Raw genomic sequence first — 17,379 nt, forward strand, 5'->3', positions numbered from 1 at the left:
CCGATGCGATGAAATGTCCGGTCTAGCGCTCGTCCAGGTACTCAGCAGCGGCATCGCGACCGGCTGCGTGTATGGGCTCGTCGCGCTGTCCTTCGTGCTGATCTACAAAGCGACCGGCACGGTCAGTTTCATGCAGGGCGAGCTGCTGATGGCGGGCGCGTTCGCGGTGCTTGCGCTGCACCTGGCGGCGGGCTGGCCGCTTGGATGGGCCGCGGCCGGCGGCATCGCCGGGATGTCGGCGTTCGGCGCAGTGCTCGAGCGCACGGTGCTGCGCCGGGCGCTCGGCCAGGCGCACCTGACTGCGCTGCTACTGACTTTCGGTCTCGGCATGATGTTGCGCGGCGCCGTGGGCTCCGTGCCGGCGGCGACGCATTCGATGCATCGCCTGGCGCTGCCGTTCGCCGGTGAGAGGTGGCGCGTCGGCGGCCTGGCGATCGCTGCCGAGCACATTGTCGTGATCGTCGCGACGGGCGTGCTCGCGCTGGCGCTGACGCTGTTTTTTCGTCGCACGCGCGCCGGCATGGCGCTGCGCGCCTGCTCCGAAAACCCTGCCGCGGCCGCGCTGATGGGGGTATCGGTCGCTGGCATGCATACGCTCGCGTGGGCGCTCGGCGCCGGCCTCGCCGCGGCGGCCGGGCTGCTCCTCGCACCGGTCACGTTCGTGCATCCGAACATGGGGCTCGTCGCGCTGAAGGCGTTTCCCGCCGCCGTGCTCGGCGGCATGACGAGCCTGCCCGGCGCGCTGGCCGGCGGAGTGTTCATCGGTGTCGTCGAGGCGCTCGCTGGGTTCGCGTTGCCCGAAGGGGTGAAGGACGTCGTGCCGTATGTGCTGCTGATGCTCGCGCTGCTGCTGTTTCCGCACGGCCTCGCCGGCGGCTTGCGGCAGCGATGAAAGGCGCGGTGATGCCGGCGAGCGGGGTCGTGCGGTGGACGGCGGGCGTCATCGGGCTTGTGGTGCTCGGCGCGCTCGCGCTGCGTTCGCTGGGGCTGGAGTACATGCTGGCGCAGGCGGCGTTCGTGTTCACATACGCGATCGCAGGGCTCGGCGTGGTCCTCGTCGTCGGCCAGTGCGGCCAGATCCCGCTCGGCCAGGGCGCGTTGCTCGGACTCGGCGCGTATGCCGAGACGCTGCTGGCGCTGCGCGGCGTGCCGGCGCCGGTGTCGCTGCCGCTCGCGATCGCGCTCGGCGCCACGGGCGGTTGGCTCGCGAGCCTGCCGGCACGCCGCCTCGGCGGCCTGTATTTCGCGATGAGCACGCTCGCGTTCGCGCTGATCGTCGAGGAAGCGCTGGTGCGCTGGGAGTCGCTGACGGGCGGCGCCGCCGGGCTCGCGGTGCCGGCCCTGGCGCTGGGCAGCTGGTCCGCGGACACTGCGGCGGCGCAGGCGGCGCTGAGCCTCGTCGCACTCGCGCTCGCGGGGTTCGCGTGCCGGCGCTGGGTGGCGTCGCGGCTCGGGCGGGCTTGGCGTGCGGTGCGCGAGGACGAGGACGCCGCAGCGGCAAGCGGCATCGACATCGGTCGTGCGAAAATGCTGGCTTTCGTGCTTGGCGGCGGGCTGGCGGGGCTCGGCGGCGCCCTGTATGCGCACTGGATCGGCTTCGTCAGCCCGGAACAGTTCGGGCTGACGCTGTCGTTCGAACTGCTGATGCTGGTTTTCATCGGCGGCGCGCGCCGTCTTGCCGGCGCGTTGTGGGGCGCGCTGGTCGTGATCGCGATTCCGCAGGCCATTTCGCTCGCGAGCGAAGTGTTGCCGCCCGATCTCGCCGCTGCAGTCGGTCTCGAGACGCTGCTGTTCGGGGCGGTCGTCGTCGCGGTGGTCGTGCTGCGGCCCCAAGGCCTGGCAGGCCGGGGATCGCGCAGCTCAGGGTGAATTGGGGGTGATGGTGAAGTGGTTGGCACAGAAATTTCACAGCGTCGCACTAAAGTGGTGCTCTGCCTGTCAGGGAGCGGGGATGTGAAGGAACTCTTGGTGTCCGATGCGCCCCCTCGAACGGGGCCGGAGTGATCATGGCGAACTGGTCGGAGTCCGTTCGGCAGCGCCGTCCGCTCGTCGTCGGCATCGTCGTTTTCCTTGTCGCGGCGACGGTCTCCTGCCTGCTCGTGCTGGGCTTCGGGCCCGGGGGCGGCATCGGGCTGCCGAGCGTCGAAGGCGACAACCGGGTGCTGTCGCTGAACGTCGGCGTGGCGCTGCTGTTCAGTCTGCTGTTCGCCGGGCTGGCAAGCCAGAGGGCGCAGCTGCGCGCGCACCGCGCCGAGCTTCAGCGACTGGGGGCGGCGCGCAGCGGCGAAGTGCAGGCGCGCGAGGCGGAGCTGGACCGCGCCCAGTCGGTGGCGCACGTCGGCGAACAGCAGCTGCGCAAGCTGTCGACGGCAGTCGAATGGAGTCCGGCCTCGATCGTCATCACCGACCGCAGCGGAACCATCGAGTACGTCAATCCGCAGTTCGAACGCAGCACCGGCTACACCGCACAGGAAGCGCTGGGAAAGAACCCGCGCATCCTCAAGTCTGGCAATCGTTCGGCGGATGAATACGCAGCAATGTGGGCGACGATCACTCACGGGCACGTGTGGCGCGGGGAATTCGAGAACGTGCGCAAGGACGGGGCGCACTACTGGGAGCGCGCCTCGATCGCGCCGATCCGGGAGGTCGACGGGACGATTTCGGGTTTTGTCGCGGTCAAGGAAGACATCACGCTGCAGAAGCGGGCCGAGCGCGAGCTGCGCGATCGCGAAATGAAGCTTGCCGCGCTGATTGCGTCGTTGCCCGACCTGATGTTCGTCATCGACCGAAACCGGCGCATCGCTGAATTCCACGCGCCCGATCCCGGACTGCTGCTGATGCCGCCGGAGTGCTTTCTCGGCCGTCCGTATGCGCGAACGCTGCCGCCGGCAGTGGTCGCGAAATTCGACGCGGCGCTGGAGGAAATTGCCGCGACCGGAGGAATGAAGCAGGTCGAATACACGCTCGACCTGCCGCGCGGCAGGCACCATTTCAGCGCATCGGTCAGTCGCCTCGCCGGCACCGGCCTCGCGCCGGAGGGATTCATCGTGCTCGTGCGCGACCTCACCGAGCGCGTGCGCATGGAACAGGCGCTGATCGAAAGCGAGTTGCGCTACCGCGAGCTGTTTGCGAACAGCCGCGTCGTGATGCTCGTCAGCGATCCCATCGACGGTCGTATCGTCGATGCGAACGCGAAGGCCTGCGAATACTACGGTTACGACCGGGCTTCGCTGACGCGCATGAAGATCGACGACATCAATGTGCCGGGTTACGAGCAGATCCGGTTCGAGACCGTGCAGGCGCGCAAGACTGACGCGTTCCGTTTCCGCCACCGGCTCGCCGGCGGCGACATGCGCGACGTCGAAGTGGCGAGCAGTCCGATCGAGATCGCCGGCAGGAAGCTGCTCTACTCGATCGTCCAGGATGTCACCGAACGCAAGCGCTTCGAGGAGCGCATGCGCCAGGCGATGGTCGTGTTCAAGGCGTGCAGCCAGGGCATCATGACGACCGATGCGCACGGCGTGATCACGTCCATCAATCCCGCGTTCTGCACCATCACCGGCTACCTCGCCGCCGAAGTGATCGGCCGCAAGTCGTCGATGTTCAAGCCCGAATGCCACGAGGCGACGTTCTTCGACGCGATGTGGGCGTCGATCGTCGAGAGCGGCAGCTGGGCCGGTGAAGTGTGGAGCCGGCGCAGGGACGGCGACAGGTATCCGCAGTGGGTCACCATCACCGCCGTGCGCGACACCGACGGCAAGATCGCCGAGTACGTAACGCTGTTCAGCGATATCACCGAGCGCAAGCAGCAGGAAGTCGCGATGTGGCGTCAGGCCAACTTCGACTCGCTCACGGGGTTGGCCAACCGCAGCCTGCTGCAGGACCGCCTCGGTTGCGCGCTCGCCCATGCGCGTCGTCATGCGTGCAAGGTCGGGCTGCTGTTCCTCGACCTCGACGGCTTCAAGTGGATCAACGATTCGCTCGGCCACGACGCCGGCGACGAGCTGCTGGTGGATGTCGCGCGCCGCCTCAACAGCTGCGTGCGCGACGAGGACACGGTCGCGCGCCTGGGCGGCGACGAGTTTACGGTCGTCGTGCACGACCTTGCCGACCGTGCGGACCTCGCCGCGATCGCCGACAAGCTCGTCGCCGTGCTGCGCGAGCCTTTCGCGCCGCGTGGTGCGCGTCACCATATTTCCGGCAGCGTCGGCATCACGGTGTTTCCCGATGACGGCGACGACGTGCAGACGCTGCTGCGCAACGCCGACATCGCGATGTACAAGGCCAAGCAGGCGGGCAAGAACCGCGCCCAGCCCTATGCCCCCCACATGCAGGCCGATGCGCTCGCGCGCGTGCACCTCGAAGCGGACCTGCGCATTGCCGTCGAACAGCGCGCGTTCGAGCTTCATTACCAGCCGATCGTCGAGTGCGCGAGTGGCGCGCTCGTCGGAGCCGAAGCGCTGATCCGCTGGAGGCATCCCGAGCGCGGCATGATCTCGCCGCTCGAATTCATCCCGGTCGCGGAAGAATGCGGGCTGATCGTCCCGATCGGGGAATGGGTGCTAAGCGAAGTCGTGCGCCAGCGGCGCGACTGGCTCGCGCGCGGCTATCCGCTGCTGCGCCTCACGCTGAACGTATCGGGCGTGCAGTTCCGTGAAGCCGGCCTGCCGGAGCTCGTGCGCACGCTGCTCGCGGAAGGCGGCACGGCCCGCGGCTCGCTGGTCTTCGAGATCACCGAATCGGTGCTAATGAGCGGCAACGACGAAAACGTCGAGGCCCGCATGTGCGACATCAAGGAGCAGGGCATCTGCTTCGCGCTCGACGATTTCGGCACCGGTTTCTCGTCGCTGTCCTACCTCAAGCGCTTCCCGGTCGATATCGTCAAGATCGACCGCAGCTTCGTGCGCGACTGCCCGGACGACGGCAACGACGCGAGCCTCGTCGAAGCGATCATCAACATGGCGCACAGCCTCGGGTTGCGCGTCACCGCCGAAGGCGTCGAATCGGCCGAACAGCGCGAATTCCTGCGGGCGCTGGGCTGTGACTACCTGCAAGGCTACCTGATCGGCAAACCGCTGGCGGCCGACGCGTTCGAGGCGATCATGGCGCCGCTGCCAAGCGTGGCCGCGGCGGCGCACTGCACCGAGTCATGCTGATGGCGATCGCTGCGCTGCCATGACGTTCATCCGCCGCTTCTTGGGCGTCGTTGCGCTGGCCGTTTCCTGCACCGCGGCGGCCGAAGCGCCGGGCGTGAGCCGCGACGAGATCGTCGTCGGCAGCATCCAGGACCTGTCCGGCCCGATCGCGCTGCTCGGCGTGCCGGTGCGCGACGGCATGCTGATGCGCTTCGAGGACGCGAATGCGGCCGGCGGCGTGCATGGCCGCAAATTGCGGCTCGTCGTCGAGGATTCCGGCTACGACCCGAAGAAGGCCGTGCTTGCGGCCCGCAAGCTGATCCAGCGCGACCACGTGTTCGCATTCCTCGCGAACCTCGGCACGCCGGTCGTGATGGCGACGATGCCGATCGTCGTCGGCGCCGGGCGGCCCCACCTGTTCCCGTTCTCGCCGCACGAATCGACATACGCGCCGCGCCATCCGCTGAAATTCCAGATGTTCGCGCCGTACCAGGACTACATGGACGCGGCCACGCGCTTCATGGTGCAGACCCGTCGCTACCGGCAGGTCTGTATGCTGTACCAGGACGACGACTACGGCCTGGAAGTCATCAAGGGCGTCGAGCGGGCGTTGGCGGCGCTGAACCAGCCGCTCGCCGCGAAGACCAGCTACAAGCGTGGCGCGACCGACCTGTCGAGCCAGATCGCGCGGCTGCGGGGCACCGGCTGCGACTTCGTCGTCCTCGCGACAGTCGTGCGCGAGACCGTCGCCGCAGTCGCCGAAGCGCGCAAGATCGGCTGGAGCGTCGACATGCTCGTCACCGCGTCCGGCTATTCGGCGCAGACGCACGAGCTCGGCGGCAAGACCGTGGAAGGGTTGTACGGCGTTAGCGTGCTGCCGCACCCTTACGCCGAAGGCGCGAGCCGCCCGCTCGCCGACTGGATCGAACGCTACCGGAAACGCTTCGGCGCTGCGCCGAACGTCTGGAGCGTGATGGGTTACGGCGCTGCCGACCTCTTCGTCAAGGCCGCGGAGCGGGCCGGGCCGGAGCTCAGCGTCGAGCGCTTCGTCGCCGCGATGGAATCGTTGCACACGCCGCGCGACTTCTTCGGCAGCCCGGAATATCGGTTCGGTCCCGACAATCACCTCGGCAACCGTCACGGGCGCATCGCGCAGATCCGCGAGGGCCGCTGGGTGATCCTGACCGACTATCTGAAGTGAGCGCTGCCGGTCGCGCAGCCGTCACTTGGAACGGGCGGCGCTTTCGGCTTTCGGCTGCGCCGAAACTCCGTTTTCCGCCCGACGCAACCGGCTCACGCCCCTCTGGCAAGCGCGTCGAGAATGCGCCGGACCGGCGCCGGCAGCCCGGCCGCATCCAGGTCGGCGAGCGCGAGCCAGCGATGCCCGGCTTCGGCGACGCTGCGCCCTGTGTCCTCGACGTCGAAGCGGATCGGCGTAATCTCGAGCCGGAAATGCGTGAACGCGTGGTTTAGCGGCGCGAGCGGGAGGCTCGCGCGCGGCGCGAGGCCGAAGCGCGTTTGCAGCCAGCGCCCGGCGTCCGGCTCGCTGTCGGGAATTTCCGGCAGCGCGAGCAGCCCGCCCCAGATGCCGGCAGGGGGGCGCTGCTCGAGCAGCACGCGACCTGCCGCATGAATCACCGCGACGCGCACGCGGCGCTGCGGCACCGCTTTGCGCGGGCGCGCCGCAGGCAGCTCGGCGATGCGGTCCTCGCGGTGGGCGACACACGAGTCGGCGAGCGGGCAGCGTGCGCACGCCGGCCGGCTACGCCTGCATATCGTCGCGCCCAGGTCCATCTGCGCCTGGATGTAGGTGGCGACGTCGGTCTGCGGCAGCAGCGATTCGGCCAGCGTCCACAGCCGCGCCTCGACCGCCCGCTCGCCGGGAAAGCCGGCGACGCCGAACGCGCGGCACAGCACCCGCTTGACGTTGCCGTCGAGGATCGCCGCGCGCTTGCCGAACGCGAACGCCGCGATCGCCGCCGCCGTCGAGCGGCCGATGCCGGGTAGCCGGGCGATCGATTCGGCGCATGACGGGAAGTTGCCGCCGTGAAAGTCAGCCACCGCCTGCGCGGCCTTGTGCAGGTTGCGCGCACGGGCGTAGTAGCCGAGCCCGCTCCACAGCGCGAGCACCTCGTCGACCGGCGCCGCGGCAAGCGCCGCGAGGTCCGGGAAGCGCGCCAGAAAGCGCGCGTAGTACGGGATCACGGTGTCGACCTGCGTCTGCTGCAGCATGATTTCCGACAGCCAGATGCGATACGGATCGGGAGCGCCGTCGGACGTGTGCTGCCACGGCAGGTCGTGCCGGCCGTGGCAGCGATGCCAGTCGATGAGCCGTGTGGCGAAAGTCGTGTCTGTATCCATTGCCCGCTCGTTCCCTTCGCCTGCGTTGCCCGATGCTGCCTGCGCAGCGATAATCATCGGCTCCATTCACTTTCAGGGGCGGCAGTCGAGATCCTGCGATCCGCCGCCCGGCCCCGCCCATGTCCCAGCCGCCCGTCACACACCAGGAATTCACCCGCGCGTTCCGCGACACGCTCGGCATGTTCGCGACCGGCATCGCCGTGGTCACGACCCGGGCGGCGAACGGCGAGGCGATCGGCCTGACGGTCAATTCGTTCAACTCCGTCTCGCTCGACCCGCCGCTGATCGTCTGGAGCCTGGCGCGCCACCTCCAGAGTCTGCCGGTGTTCGAAGCCTGCGAATACTACGCGGTCAACGTGCTGTCGGAAGACCAGCAGCACCTGTCGCAGCTCTTCGCGACGCGCTCCGACGAAAAGTTCACCGGCCTGGACATCGACGAGGGCCTGTACGGCGTGCCGCTGCTGCGCGGCTGCTGCGCCCGCTTCGAGTGCCGCAACACCGTGCGCCACGAAGGCGGCGACCACCTCCTGTTCCTGTCGGAAGTCGTCCGCTTCGACCGCGAGGACCATCCGCCGCTGATTTTCCACAGCGGCGCGTACCGGCGGCTCGCAACCGATTGAAGCGGCGCGGCCGGATGTCACCGCGTTCGTCGGTCACCGCGTTCGTCGGTCAGCGTTCGTTGCGATGCACCGGCCACCGGCGTAAATCAACACTCAACGCGTTTTTGCCGTTGGTTGGCGTAGCCAGACCACCACCAAAGTGACAATGGTCAGCGGAACGACAAACCCGAGCATCGTCGCAGAAAACGCTTGCAAGGCGTCGTGCTGCTGAGCGGCAAGGATCAGGTAAGTGACGTAGGCCAGGTAGTAGCCTAGGAACACGGCCCCTTCCCAGCGCGCAATCTCACGCCCGGTGAGAAATACGGGCAAGCAGGCCAGAGCAACAGCCAGCATCACCCAGATGTCAAAATTGAGCAAAGAGGGGGCCAGTGCCAGGCCGCGGCTGCCAGCCACCACGCCGCTCAGCCCCACGCAGCCCAGAATGTTGAACGTGTTGCTCCCGACCACATTGCCGACCGCAATGTCGCGCTCGCCCTTGAGTGCCGCGGTCAGTGAGGTGGCCACTTCCGGCATCGAAGTGCCCGCCGCGACGATGGTGAGGCCGATGACAAGATCGCTGACCCCGAACGCCCTGGCAAACGCGACAGACGAATTCACCAGCCAGTCCGATCCGAGGACCAGCAGTGCCAGTCCCGCGAGGATCAAGCCGACCTGGACCGCCCAAGACGCATCCCAGCCGCCTTGTTGGGCGGGTTGGATTTTTTCATTGAATTCGGCCGCCTGCTGCGCGCTCTCTTTGCGCGACTGAATCACCAGAAACGCCGTGTAAGCGAGCATCAGGACCAGCAAGAGCGCGCCCTCCCACGGTTTGATGCTGCCGTCGAGCGCCAGAGCCAGCAGCAGCAACGACGCTCCCAGCATGATCGGAATCTCTTGCCGAATCAGCTGAATGTGCACCACCAAGGGTACGATCAGCGCGCTGGCTCCCAAGATGAACAGCACGTTGAAAATATTGCTTCCCACCACGTTTCCTACCGCGATATCGCCCTGCCCATCGAGCACCGCGCCTGTGGATACGGCCATTTCGGGGGCGCTTGTTCCAAAAGCGACGATGGTCAACCCGACCACCAGTGGTGACAAACCCACCGACAACGCCAGCTTCGATGCACCGCGAACGAGAGAGTTGGCGCCTGCTATCAAAGCCACCAACCCCGCTGCGAACCACAAAGACTGTAACCAGAGCATGGCGTCAATATCCTGAGTGAGGAAAAACGTCGGACGTCGCTTGTTGGATCAGGTTCGCTTCACGCAGCCGGGCGAGCGATGGTGGCCCACTCGATGGCAGAGCTTGATCCGACTTGGTCTACCGGTGACCCAGACAACAAAAAAGCCAACCTCTGCAGGGTGGCTTTTTGCTGGCAGATCGACGACCTGCCTGTATTCGATTTGGAGCGGGCGATGGGAATCGAACCCGACCGTATGTCCATCCGCAAGTATTTGATCATTAAGCCAATCCGAGCGGGCGAATCGCTCGGTCGCACTACGCTTTTGGTGCACTTTACCAACTCGGGCGGAATGCGTCACCTTGATCCACGACAGGAGCGGCGGCGGCCCTACCTGGTTCTCGGTATACTCAGCTCGTTGTCGTAAATACAATCGGTCATCATGTCGCTCCGGAAAATGCCATGCTGATCGTACTCACTAGCCCCCATGCCGTCGCCCCTCTGGGCGCACCCAAACTGGACGTGGTAGCTGCCCTGATCGCCGCAACTACTAAAGGTCACCCCGTCGCAATCGTGTCAAACCACGCCGAGCCGAAGTGGTTTCAGGGTGCCTTTGGCGGGTCCAACGTTCAGTTTCTGCAAGCGCCGGGACGACAGAATGGCCAAGTCGTCACGGTAAATGTTGAGCAATTTGGCGTCCGTCCGCACGACGCAGTGGTACTCCTCGGCAAAGCTGAGGACATCATGATGGCCAAGAACGGCGGCGCGCTCATGCTCGCCGCTGGTTGGGTGAACGACAAGCAGGTGAAGGGCCTCGGGGTGCAGGTGCAGGACGGCAAAGAACTTCTCGAGGTTCTTGACCTGACGGACAAGTGGTCAGGAGCGTGGTGGTTCTCCGGAAATGGGGGGGCCGGCGGCTATTCGGTAAGGGCGTTGGCAGATCTGTCCTCGATGTACTGGCAGCCGGACGCTCAGCAGATCTTCGCGGGGAAGTTGAAAACGACTGTAAAGAACGGGGGCGCACGCCTTACAGCGCTCCTCACGGTCACGGCACGATCGCTTCTCACCGAGGGTCTCGGCGTCAGTCGCGAGTCGCTCTGGGGGATCTATCCTTCGTCAAGCAGCAAGAACAACGACTCTGATGTGCTGAGTGACTTCGTGCATCGTCTCCGCACTGTCACTTCTCGCGTTCGATTCGCCGAACGAGGACAGCCGCTCTTCATCCGGCACACCCCTTCCGCTAAGAGGTCATCCGGAGCGGGGGGCAACCGAATGGACCCGTCCGGCCAAGTGGAGACGCTCCACATCAATCCGCATTACAAGAAGGGCCGTCTGGTAGGACGGGATGTGATACTGCTGGACGACTGTACTACCTACGGCGTTTCGTTTGGAGTCGCTGCCGCGCTCCTCCGCAAGGCAGGGGCGGCCTCCGTGACTGGAGTGGCTCTCGGAAAGTTTGGCAATCGGCTCGCAAGCTACCGCATTGACATCAACTCGGACCCCTTCTCGCACGTGAAAAAGGCCAGCTACATGGCTCACCCCCCTCTGCCGTTGCTCGGCGTAAACAACGAAGCCGCGAAGACGATGCTGCAGTCGTTGATCCCGTAATGAGAGTGATCATCGCCGGTTCACGAAACGCCAGTCAGCGCGACGTTCTTGCCGCGCTCGAAAGGTGTTCGTGGACCGGGTTCGCAACGTGCATCGTCTGTGGGGGGGCGAAGGGTGCGGACGAGCACGGTGCGGAGTGGGGCAAACAGCAGGGGCTAGAGGTCAAGAACTACCCAGCCGACTGGAAAAAGTATGGCAAGCGCGCAGGTCCTGTACGAAACCGGGAGATGGCAGAGAACGCAGAAGGGCTGATCGCGGTGTGGGATGGGTCGAGCCGAGGTACCGCCAACATGATCGAAACGGCGGAGCAAGCAGGACTGCGGATTTTCATACTCCGGACCGACATCAACGGCACCAAAAGCGTATCCGCCACCGGGCGGCTCGAAGGGCAGTGGGAATTCGCTGAAGAAAGAGCGGCAATGATGGAGTTTTCGGCGGGTATCGACCGAACCGTTGCGGAGCGGTTAGCAGGAAGGACCGCTAGAAGCCTTGATGACGACGCAGCCATGCAGTAACTCGCCAGCCGCAGCCCATTGAGTCAGACTACCAGAGCCCATAGTTGTCGGGAGCCGGCGTGGATGGTAACCGCTTCAACACCCGTTGGAGTTGCACCAGAGACCACTCTCCACTTCTCGCGGTCCGTATACCCAGTCTGTTTAGCTGATCAACCATCATCCGCTGTGACATCCCGGCGGCCCTGAATCCTCGCAGGACACCGGCCAACTTTGCGGCAAATGCGTCAGCGGCGCTCCTACGTTCCTCGATATTCCGCTTGAGATTGGCTGGGCCAGTGGTGCCGAGCCTGACACCACGAGCCTTCGCTGCCGCCAGCGCCGCCTTCGTGCGTGCACTGATCTGATCGCGCTCCCACTCGCTCATGACTGCGTGCATCTGAATCATCACCTTGTTCGCCTGAGGCATGTCAGCGGCCACGAAGTCCACACCGGTTTCGAGCAGGCCCGAAACGAAATGGACGTTCCGGGCCAAGCGGTCGAGCTTCGCGATGATGAGGGTTGCTCCATGCTTCCGGCAGGTTTCGAGGGCAGCCCGCAACTGCGGGCGCCTGGCAAGCGCATTGGCTCCCTTGCCGGTTTCCACCTCCTGAAATTCGCCGACTAACTCCCACGCTCCGCCGTTGAGGTATGCAGCGACGGCAGCTCTCTGCGCCTCAAGGCCAAGACCGCTCTGCCCCTGCCTCTGAGTGCTTACGCGGAAATATGCGACGTATTTACCGTTTGCCATGCTTCCTTCTCCGACGACTACATGCAAGAGCGCACGTTCAATGTGTAGTCAGCATAACACGATACCTGTCTCTTGCGCATAGTCACTCGTTATGGTAAAGTCAGCCGCATGAAAATGACAACAGACAACCTCTCGTCTGACCTGCCCCCGCTTCAGCGCGGCCGGCAGGTGGGCGATCGCCCAATGACAGCCACTGAGCGGCAGCGGCGAAGCCGGAGCCTCAAACGCAAGGCCGGCGCCCGCGAATTTCTCGTACGGGTTGAGAAAACTCACCTCGCCGTCATTGAAGAATTGGCTGAAGCGCAGGGCAAGGGCGTGGCCGCTACGCTCAAGGAAGTATTGACAATGTCGCTCGATCGGTTCGCAGCCGTCTTTGCGCGCGCAGACGAAATGCGTGCCCAGGGTGCGACCGACGATGAGATCATCATGCACTTCCAGCGAGAACTTGGCATGGAGCTTCCGGCTCCTCGCCGGCGCGAGGCGGAAGGCGATGCCGACTAAGATTTACCCGTCAAATGAAGTCGCATTTGCACTGCGGATAGCGCTTGGGCCGCTCAGAGCCTGGGACGACTGCCTCACGGATATGCGACGGGGCGTCACGGACGTCTATGGAGCCATTCTCCTTCCCGTCTGTCAGATAAACGACGGGCGCGCGTGGCGACCGGGCTACGCAGCGGAGGACATCGTGACCTTCGTCAACGCGGTCCGCGCGGCCAACCCTAAAGCCATCGGACGCGTGCCCCTGCGGTTCAAGTTGCTAGACCTTGACCCGGCTGATAGACGGAGCTGGCGGGCGAAAAAGCTGGATGAGGGCGTGAGGCACGCGCGTTCTACTAGCCACGTAATGCGTGCGGCGAGCAGCTCGCGAACGCATGCTAGCGCGTAGGAGGTTGCAGGCCAATTGATTCGTTTCTTCGTGCTTTTATCGGCATCCAGACGTTTCGGGCACGAGTGAGCGGCAGCGAGTGCCGCACGGGATAGAAAGGAACTGGCAGATCCCAACGGTGGAGTTGGCCCAAAAGGTCGCCGCAGGCCGTGCCAGTGAGCGTGATACGACGAGCGCCGGACCTCAACCTAGTCGATCGCGCAACACATAGCTGCGGCTACGGTTGAGGACGAAACGTGAACCCAGGGCGACCGGGGGTATCGTGAGACGCGCGCCACCTAGCCCGATCCGTTACGGTGGGGTTAGGGGGAGCTTTGCGTCTCACAGCCCCCAGGGTCATATAAAAAGAATGAGGCCATTGGTGCGTCCGCTGGCCTGATGCCGAAAAATACGATGGCAAGAAAATCACTTTCGCTCGAACAGATTGCTGATGCCTTGGCGCTCCGTGAGGCCGGCTACACCGTGCTTGCCATCAGTCAGCGACTCGGAATCCCAACGCGCACACTAGAGCGCCACTTCGCCAAGCACGGCGCACAAAAAGGCGTGCTGAAGAAAGAAGCGATTGAGGCCGCCCGGGCGGAAATACTCCAGCACATCATGGCAGACGACACGATCCGGGCCGAAGCCGCCAAGATGATCGCGGACGATCTTGCGCACGCCCGCCACGTTCGGACGATTATCCTCAATGCTGCAGAGCAGTTGAAGGCCGCCTCACTTCAGGAGGCTGCGTTGGTCATGCGTGCCGCAGCGGCGTACAGCACAGCGATCAAGAACACGTCCGACATGGTTCGCCACTCACTGAGGCCGGACAGAGGGGGTGTCGAGTCGCGAGCGCTCCCGGAACTCGTGATAGAAGAGATCACGGCGGCGGAGTTGGAGCGTATCCGCAAGGCGCCAACCTCCAGCGGGGAACCCTCTGCCGTCAGTGAAGACGACGTCTTGGCGTAACGATGGCGGAAACGACTGGCAGTCATACCCTTAGAAAATCGGCGGTCGTGGCGGGAGTGCGTTACAACAAGGAGACCGCAAATTCAAGAATCAAGGCCGGATGCTGGGGGAAATGTTCGTGATTGCATGCACCCGCCGTACGGTCTTATGCTATACGCAACGAGACCACTAACCGACCGCATCGCATGTTGAACGCCGGCGCCACGTACACAAGAGCACAAGTCTTACATCTGCTCGGCTTGGCCGACCCTGGCGGAGGGGCCTGGTATACGGGCCTCACTCGTCACAATGACGATCACTACATCTTCTGCGGTGTTGGCGTAGCCGGGCGCACTGGCCACGATTATGCGAACCACTTTGACGGCCCGGATCTTGTCTGGCATGGCCGGACGGGATCGGCGAAGGATCAGCCGTCTATCAAGGCGTTGCTGGCCGGCGGCACCGTTCATGTCTTCTTTCGAGACGACAACCGCGCCCCGTTCACCTATGCAGGAAAGGCACGGCCGCTGTCCGTAAAGGATGTAGTTCCTGTCGAGATCCGATGGTCGTTCCGCCTTGATGATGGTCCGCATCCGGAATTTCTTCCCGACGAGGTCGAGGATGCGACAACCGTGATCGAGGGAGCCAAGCGCACTGTGACGGTCAACATCTATGAACGCGATCCGTCCGCGCGAGCGCGATGCCTCACACGTTGGGGCACTCGATGCTCGGTATGCTCGTTCGACTTTGCAAAGGAGTACGGCGATATCGGGGACGGGTACATCCACGTCCATCATCTACGCCCGCTCGCCGAGATCGGAAACGAGTACGTGCTCGACCCGGAAAACGATCTTCGACCCGTCTGCCCGAACTGTCACGCAATGCTCCATCGAACCAGGCCAGCGCTTTCGCTTGAAGAACTTGCGGCAAGAAGACACAGTGTCAAAGGCTCGATCTAACGGCACCGCACACCCTTCGCTGCCCGCGTCGCTTCCACCCCCGACGCGCAGCCTCGTCGCGACGCGCCTACTTATTCATCCAGGTGATTGAGAAGTAGCCGCGGTCATCTTCCTTCCACTGATACCCAAGCGCAACAAGCAGTGTCCGTAGCTCTGACACCGAGTAGCCCCCCGGTAAGAGCATGTCTTGACAGTCGAGCGAGTGCCACCCCATGCGCGCAGCAGCTTCGATCTGAAGGAACAACGGCCTCCACTTGTCCGACCTGCTGGTTTTCGCCAACGATCTTGCTTGATCGGCTGTCAGCATTTCGCGATCCCCTCTCCTCAAAGTTCCCAGTGTCGCGCAGTACGGCGGAAATTCAAGAATCGGCTCCGGCGCTGACCTGCTCCCCGCTCTTGCGCCGCGCCACCCTCGCTTTCAGCTGTTTGGAACATTCCAGCGCCCTCAACGCAGCCTGCACGTCGAACCCTCGAATACCGGCTAAACAAGGGAAGCTCAGCCGCTCTATGATCGGCTTCAGCTCGTTCGCTTTCCGGTCCTTGGCATATCTCGTGCCCCCCTGCGTCGCGCCGCGCTCATGCCCCAGGAGCTGCGCCATGACCCGCTCCGGCACGTCCAATCGCTCGATGGCGGTGGCGAAGTTGTGGCGGAACGAATGAAAGGTTTTCCGCCCGTCACGCGGCATCCTGAGTTGCCTCCCGAGTAGCCGCTCGTTGAACCACGAGCCGGCCGGTTTGCCGTAGCCCTTCACCCGGTCCCGCGTAAGCTCAGGAAACAATCTTGTGTGCCCCGCCTCATGCAAAGCTGAGACGTACTGGGGCAGGCCGGCGTCGATTACGGCGCGATGCAGCGGCACCACGCGAATGGCGTTGACCGTCTTCAGTGACTTATTCGGTCCTGAGCTATCTGCGTCGAGCTTGTCCGACTGATCCAGATTGAAGTCGATGTACCAAACGGAGGATTCATCGTCGGACTGCCGGATGTCGTCCAAGTGCAGCTGTGCCAGTTCATTGAGCCGCCCGCCGGTCACCAAAGCCAGCAGCGGCAGCCAATAGTAGGATGGCCGCCAGCCGGTCGAGCCCTTTTCCGTGAACGCACCGCTGCCCGTTGCGAACCAAGGGCGCGTGAAGATCTCGGCCAGCTCGTCCGGCGCGAACGCATCCCTGTCGTCCTGGCTGCGGGCGCGCTTCGTAGCACCCCACCCGCGTTTGAAGCCTGCCGCTGGATTTACCCTCAACAAGCCGGCGGGAGAGACGCCGAAGTTGAGCACTTCGGCGAGCCTACCGACGTGTCCCTGGATAGTCTTCATGTTCTTGAGAGGCAGCGACTCGCGGTCCGCGATCTCCATCAGCTCGGGAAGCGGTTGAATCTTATAACGACGACGCGTGCGGTAGATGTCGGTGGGCAAGCGCGCGAGTCGTGCCGCGTACTCTTGCACCATCTCCACGTCGATCCTGGCTACAAGAGGGTCGTCCATTAGCTCTGCGAACAAGCCCGCCTCATGTGCCATCCGTCGCGCCTGATCCTCGCCCCACGCCCGATGCTTGCGATACATCGTGAACAGCTCGGAAAATCGCTTGGCGCTTTGCCGCACCGTTGGCGGGTCTTCAGCGGCCGGTGGCGCAAGAGCGGGGCCAGGAGCAACTGCAACGGGCGAAACGACCGCGATAGGTACCGCAGCGGCCAGGCGATGCCGGACCGCCTCTACGGCCCTTTTTGGCGCCATCCATGCGGCTAGCGGCACGGGCGTCGGGGAATCTAGCCAGAACGCTTCTCGTCCTTTCAGCCGGAGCACCTCTTCCACGCTGATGCCAGTGCTCAGCAGGGCAGCAAGGGTCGCGGCAGAGCTGTGCGCGCGGACGGGGGCGGAAAGTACCCGGCTCGTTCCTTTTGTTTCGACATCGTTGATGATGTAAGTGCGATCCGAGTCACGATCGATGGCGTCGAGGTCCAGTACATGAAATCCGCGCCAACCCTGTGCCCAGGTGAACACTTCGACCCCCCGGTTGAGAAGTTCGGTAAGCAAGCTACCGACCGAGAGACCGATGATGGCGGCCGCCTCGGGGATCGAAATGAGACCGCCCCCCGCGAGCAAGGGGTTTGCGGTGACAAGCTTTTCGATGTCCAGCGTCATGAACCGCTCTCGCCATCCGAGTTGGATTTTCAGGGCCGAGAGTTTAGCTGCGTTCCAGTCGCGAAGGCCCGTCGAAACGTGGATCTCACCGCGACCGACTAACCCGCGCAGGCGAGCGGGCACGACGAGACGGACGACGTAGATGCCGCTGGAGCGGCGATACAGACAGGGAACCCCCGGCATGACGCTACCTCTGTAGTAGTCTTGCGGAGGGCACGTCCGCTCGCTCGGAGACTGCCTTGTATTTCAAGCAGTTGAACGAGGGGTGGAGCGGGCGATGGGAATCGAACCCACGGCTCTAGCTTGGGAAGCTAGGGTATTACCATTATACGACGCCCGCGAT

Annotated in this window: 15 protein-coding genes, 1 tRNA gene and 1 pseudogene; 11 read left to right on the forward strand and 6 right to left on the reverse strand. The window is 64.2% G+C overall.

From position 1 onward, the window contains the following. Positions 1-13 precede the first annotated feature (13 nt). From GO608_RS03870 to GO608_RS03885, 4 genes are all read left to right on the forward strand, one after another. Positions 14-892, forward strand: a complete 879-nt coding sequence (locus tag GO608_RS03870; protein ID WP_169198394.1) for a branched-chain amino acid ABC transporter permease — start codon at positions 14-16, stop codon at positions 890-892. Continuing rightward, on the forward strand, positions 889-1,869 hold the full coding sequence (locus GO608_RS03875; RefSeq protein ID WP_247002842.1) for a branched-chain amino acid ABC transporter permease: 981 nt from the start codon (positions 889-891) through the stop codon (positions 1,867-1,869). Before GO608_RS03870 ends, GO608_RS03875 begins: the two co-directional genes overlap by 4 nt. A 137-nt stretch (positions 1,870-2,006) precedes the next feature. Beyond that, the gene (locus tag GO608_RS03880) at positions 2,007-5,156 is read left to right on the forward strand and encodes an EAL domain-containing protein (protein WP_169198395.1); all 3,150 of its coding nucleotides are present in this window, start codon (positions 2,007-2,009) and stop codon (positions 5,154-5,156) included. Between the two features lie 19 nt (positions 5,157-5,175). Further along, positions 5,176-6,336 carry an ABC transporter substrate-binding protein gene (locus tag GO608_RS03885; RefSeq protein WP_169198396.1) on the forward strand — a complete coding sequence of 387 codons (1,161 nt, stop codon included), beginning with the start codon at positions 5,176-5,178 and terminating at the stop codon, positions 6,334-6,336. A gap of 92 nt (positions 6,337-6,428) precedes the next feature. Here the strand turns inward: GO608_RS03885 and mutY are convergent, their stop codons facing one another. Further along, positions 6,429-7,496, reverse strand: coding sequence for an A/G-specific adenine glycosylase (mutY, locus tag GO608_RS03890; protein ID WP_169198397.1), 1,068 nt, complete (start codon positions 7,494-7,496; stop codon positions 6,429-6,431). Positions 7,497-7,615: 119 nt separating this feature from the next. On the opposite strand from mutY, the gene GO608_RS03895 reads away from it, so the two are divergent. Beyond that, positions 7,616-8,116 carry a flavin reductase family protein gene (locus GO608_RS03895; protein WP_169198398.1) on the forward strand — a complete coding sequence of 167 codons (501 nt, stop codon included), beginning with the start codon at positions 7,616-7,618 and terminating at the stop codon, positions 8,114-8,116. Positions 8,117-8,209: 93 nt separating this feature from the next. Here the strand turns inward: GO608_RS03895 and GO608_RS03900 are convergent, their stop codons facing one another. After that, positions 8,210-9,301: a calcium/sodium antiporter gene (locus tag GO608_RS03900; protein WP_169198399.1), complete on the reverse strand. Its 1,092-nt coding sequence runs from the start codon at positions 9,299-9,301 to the stop codon at positions 8,210-8,212. Between the two features lie 93 nt (positions 9,302-9,394). On the opposite strand from GO608_RS03900, the gene GO608_RS03905 reads away from it, so the two are divergent. From GO608_RS03905 to GO608_RS03915, 3 genes are read left to right on the forward strand one after another with little or no spacing between them, the layout of a single operon-like run. Further along, positions 9,395-9,706, forward strand: a complete 312-nt coding sequence (locus GO608_RS03905) for a hypothetical protein (RefSeq protein ID WP_169198400.1) — start codon at positions 9,395-9,397, stop codon at positions 9,704-9,706. A 35-nt stretch (positions 9,707-9,741) separates the two neighbouring features. Further along, positions 9,742-10,887, forward strand: coding sequence for a hypothetical protein (locus tag GO608_RS03910; protein WP_169198401.1), 1,146 nt, complete (start codon positions 9,742-9,744; stop codon positions 10,885-10,887). Further along, positions 10,887-11,402 (forward strand): SLOG family protein, encoded by a 516-nt coding sequence (locus GO608_RS03915; protein WP_169198402.1) that lies wholly within the window; start codon positions 10,887-10,889, stop codon positions 11,400-11,402. The genes GO608_RS03910 and GO608_RS03915 overlap by 1 nt, the downstream gene beginning before the upstream one ends. A gap of 28 nt (positions 11,403-11,430) precedes the next feature. Here GO608_RS03915 and GO608_RS03920 read toward each other — a convergent pair whose 3' ends face one another. After that, on the reverse strand, positions 11,431-12,129 hold the full coding sequence (locus GO608_RS03920; protein WP_169198403.1) for a recombinase family protein: 699 nt from the start codon (positions 12,127-12,129) through the stop codon (positions 11,431-11,433). A 72-nt stretch (positions 12,130-12,201) separates the two neighbouring features. On the opposite strand from GO608_RS03920, the gene GO608_RS03925 reads away from it, so the two are divergent. From GO608_RS03925 to GO608_RS03935, 3 genes are all read left to right on the forward strand, one after another. Beyond that, positions 12,202-12,630: a hypothetical protein gene (locus GO608_RS03925; RefSeq protein ID WP_169198404.1), complete on the forward strand. Its 429-nt coding sequence runs from the start codon at positions 12,202-12,204 to the stop codon at positions 12,628-12,630. Between the two features lie 763 nt (positions 12,631-13,393). Then, entirely contained in the window at positions 13,394-13,963 is a 570-nt protein-coding gene (locus GO608_RS03930; protein WP_211159356.1) for a helix-turn-helix domain-containing protein, read from the forward strand. 185 nt (positions 13,964-14,148) lie between these two features. Then, positions 14,149-14,901: an HNH endonuclease gene (locus GO608_RS03935; protein ID WP_169198406.1), complete on the forward strand. Its 753-nt coding sequence runs from the start codon at positions 14,149-14,151 to the stop codon at positions 14,899-14,901. A 359-nt stretch (positions 14,902-15,260) separates the two neighbouring features. Here the strand turns inward: GO608_RS03935 and GO608_RS03940 are convergent, their stop codons facing one another. The 3 genes and pseudogenes from GO608_RS03940 to GO608_RS03945 all read right to left on the reverse strand — a co-directional run bounded on the left by GO608_RS03940 (position 15,261) and on the right by GO608_RS03945 (position 17,376). Then, on the reverse strand, positions 15,261-17,036 hold the full coding sequence (locus tag GO608_RS03940) for a site-specific integrase (protein ID WP_211159357.1): 1,776 nt from the start codon (positions 17,034-17,036) through the stop codon (positions 15,261-15,263). Positions 17,037-17,045: 9 nt separating this feature from the next. Further along, positions 17,046-17,219 (reverse strand): annotated as a pseudogene (locus GO608_RS19670) (DUF6538 domain-containing protein); the annotation flags it as partial. 83 nt (positions 17,220-17,302) lie between these two features. Further along, positions 17,303-17,376: transfer RNA gene (locus GO608_RS03945), tRNA-Gly, on the reverse strand. Positions 17,377-17,379: the final 3 nt, after the last annotated feature.

Origin of the sequence: Aromatoleum buckelii, assembly GCF_012910785.2 — a bacterium.
Lineage (GTDB): Bacteria > Pseudomonadota > Gammaproteobacteria > Burkholderiales > Rhodocyclaceae > Aromatoleum > Aromatoleum buckelii.

Coding starts and splice junctions, on each gene's coding strand:
- GO608_RS03870 (WP_169198394.1), top strand. CDS start 14: ATGTCCGGTCTAGCGCTCGTCCAGGTACTCAGCAGCGGCATCGCGACC.
- GO608_RS03875 (WP_247002842.1), top strand. CDS start 889: ATGAAAGGCGCGGTGATGCCGGCGAGCGGGGTCGTGCGGTGGACGGCG.
- GO608_RS03880 (WP_169198395.1), top strand. CDS start 2,007: ATGGCGAACTGGTCGGAGTCCGTTCGGCAGCGCCGTCCGCTCGTCGTC.
- GO608_RS03885 (WP_169198396.1), top strand. CDS start 5,176: ATGACGTTCATCCGCCGCTTCTTGGGCGTCGTTGCGCTGGCCGTTTCC.
- mutY (WP_169198397.1), bottom strand. CDS start 7,496: ATGGATACAGACACGACTTTCGCCACACGGCTCATCGACTGGCATCGC.
- GO608_RS03895 (WP_169198398.1), top strand. CDS start 7,616: ATGTCCCAGCCGCCCGTCACACACCAGGAATTCACCCGCGCGTTCCGC.
- GO608_RS03900 (WP_169198399.1), bottom strand. CDS start 9,301: ATGCTCTGGTTACAGTCTTTGTGGTTCGCAGCGGGGTTGGTGGCTTTG.
- GO608_RS03905 (WP_169198400.1), top strand. CDS start 9,395: ATGGCAGAGCTTGATCCGACTTGGTCTACCGGTGACCCAGACAACAAA.
- GO608_RS03910 (WP_169198401.1), top strand. CDS start 9,742: ATGCTGATCGTACTCACTAGCCCCCATGCCGTCGCCCCTCTGGGCGCA.
- GO608_RS03915 (WP_169198402.1), top strand. CDS start 10,887: ATGAGAGTGATCATCGCCGGTTCACGAAACGCCAGTCAGCGCGACGTT.
- GO608_RS03920 (WP_169198403.1), bottom strand. CDS start 12,129: ATGGCAAACGGTAAATACGTCGCATATTTCCGCGTAAGCACTCAGAGG.
- GO608_RS03930 (WP_211159356.1), top strand. CDS start 13,394: ATGCCGAAAAATACGATGGCAAGAAAATCACTTTCGCTCGAACAGATT.
- GO608_RS03935 (WP_169198406.1), top strand. CDS start 14,149: ATGTTGAACGCCGGCGCCACGTACACAAGAGCACAAGTCTTACATCTG.
- GO608_RS03940 (WP_211159357.1), bottom strand. CDS start 17,036: ATGACGCTGGACATCGAAAAGCTTGTCACCGCAAACCCCTTGCTCGCG.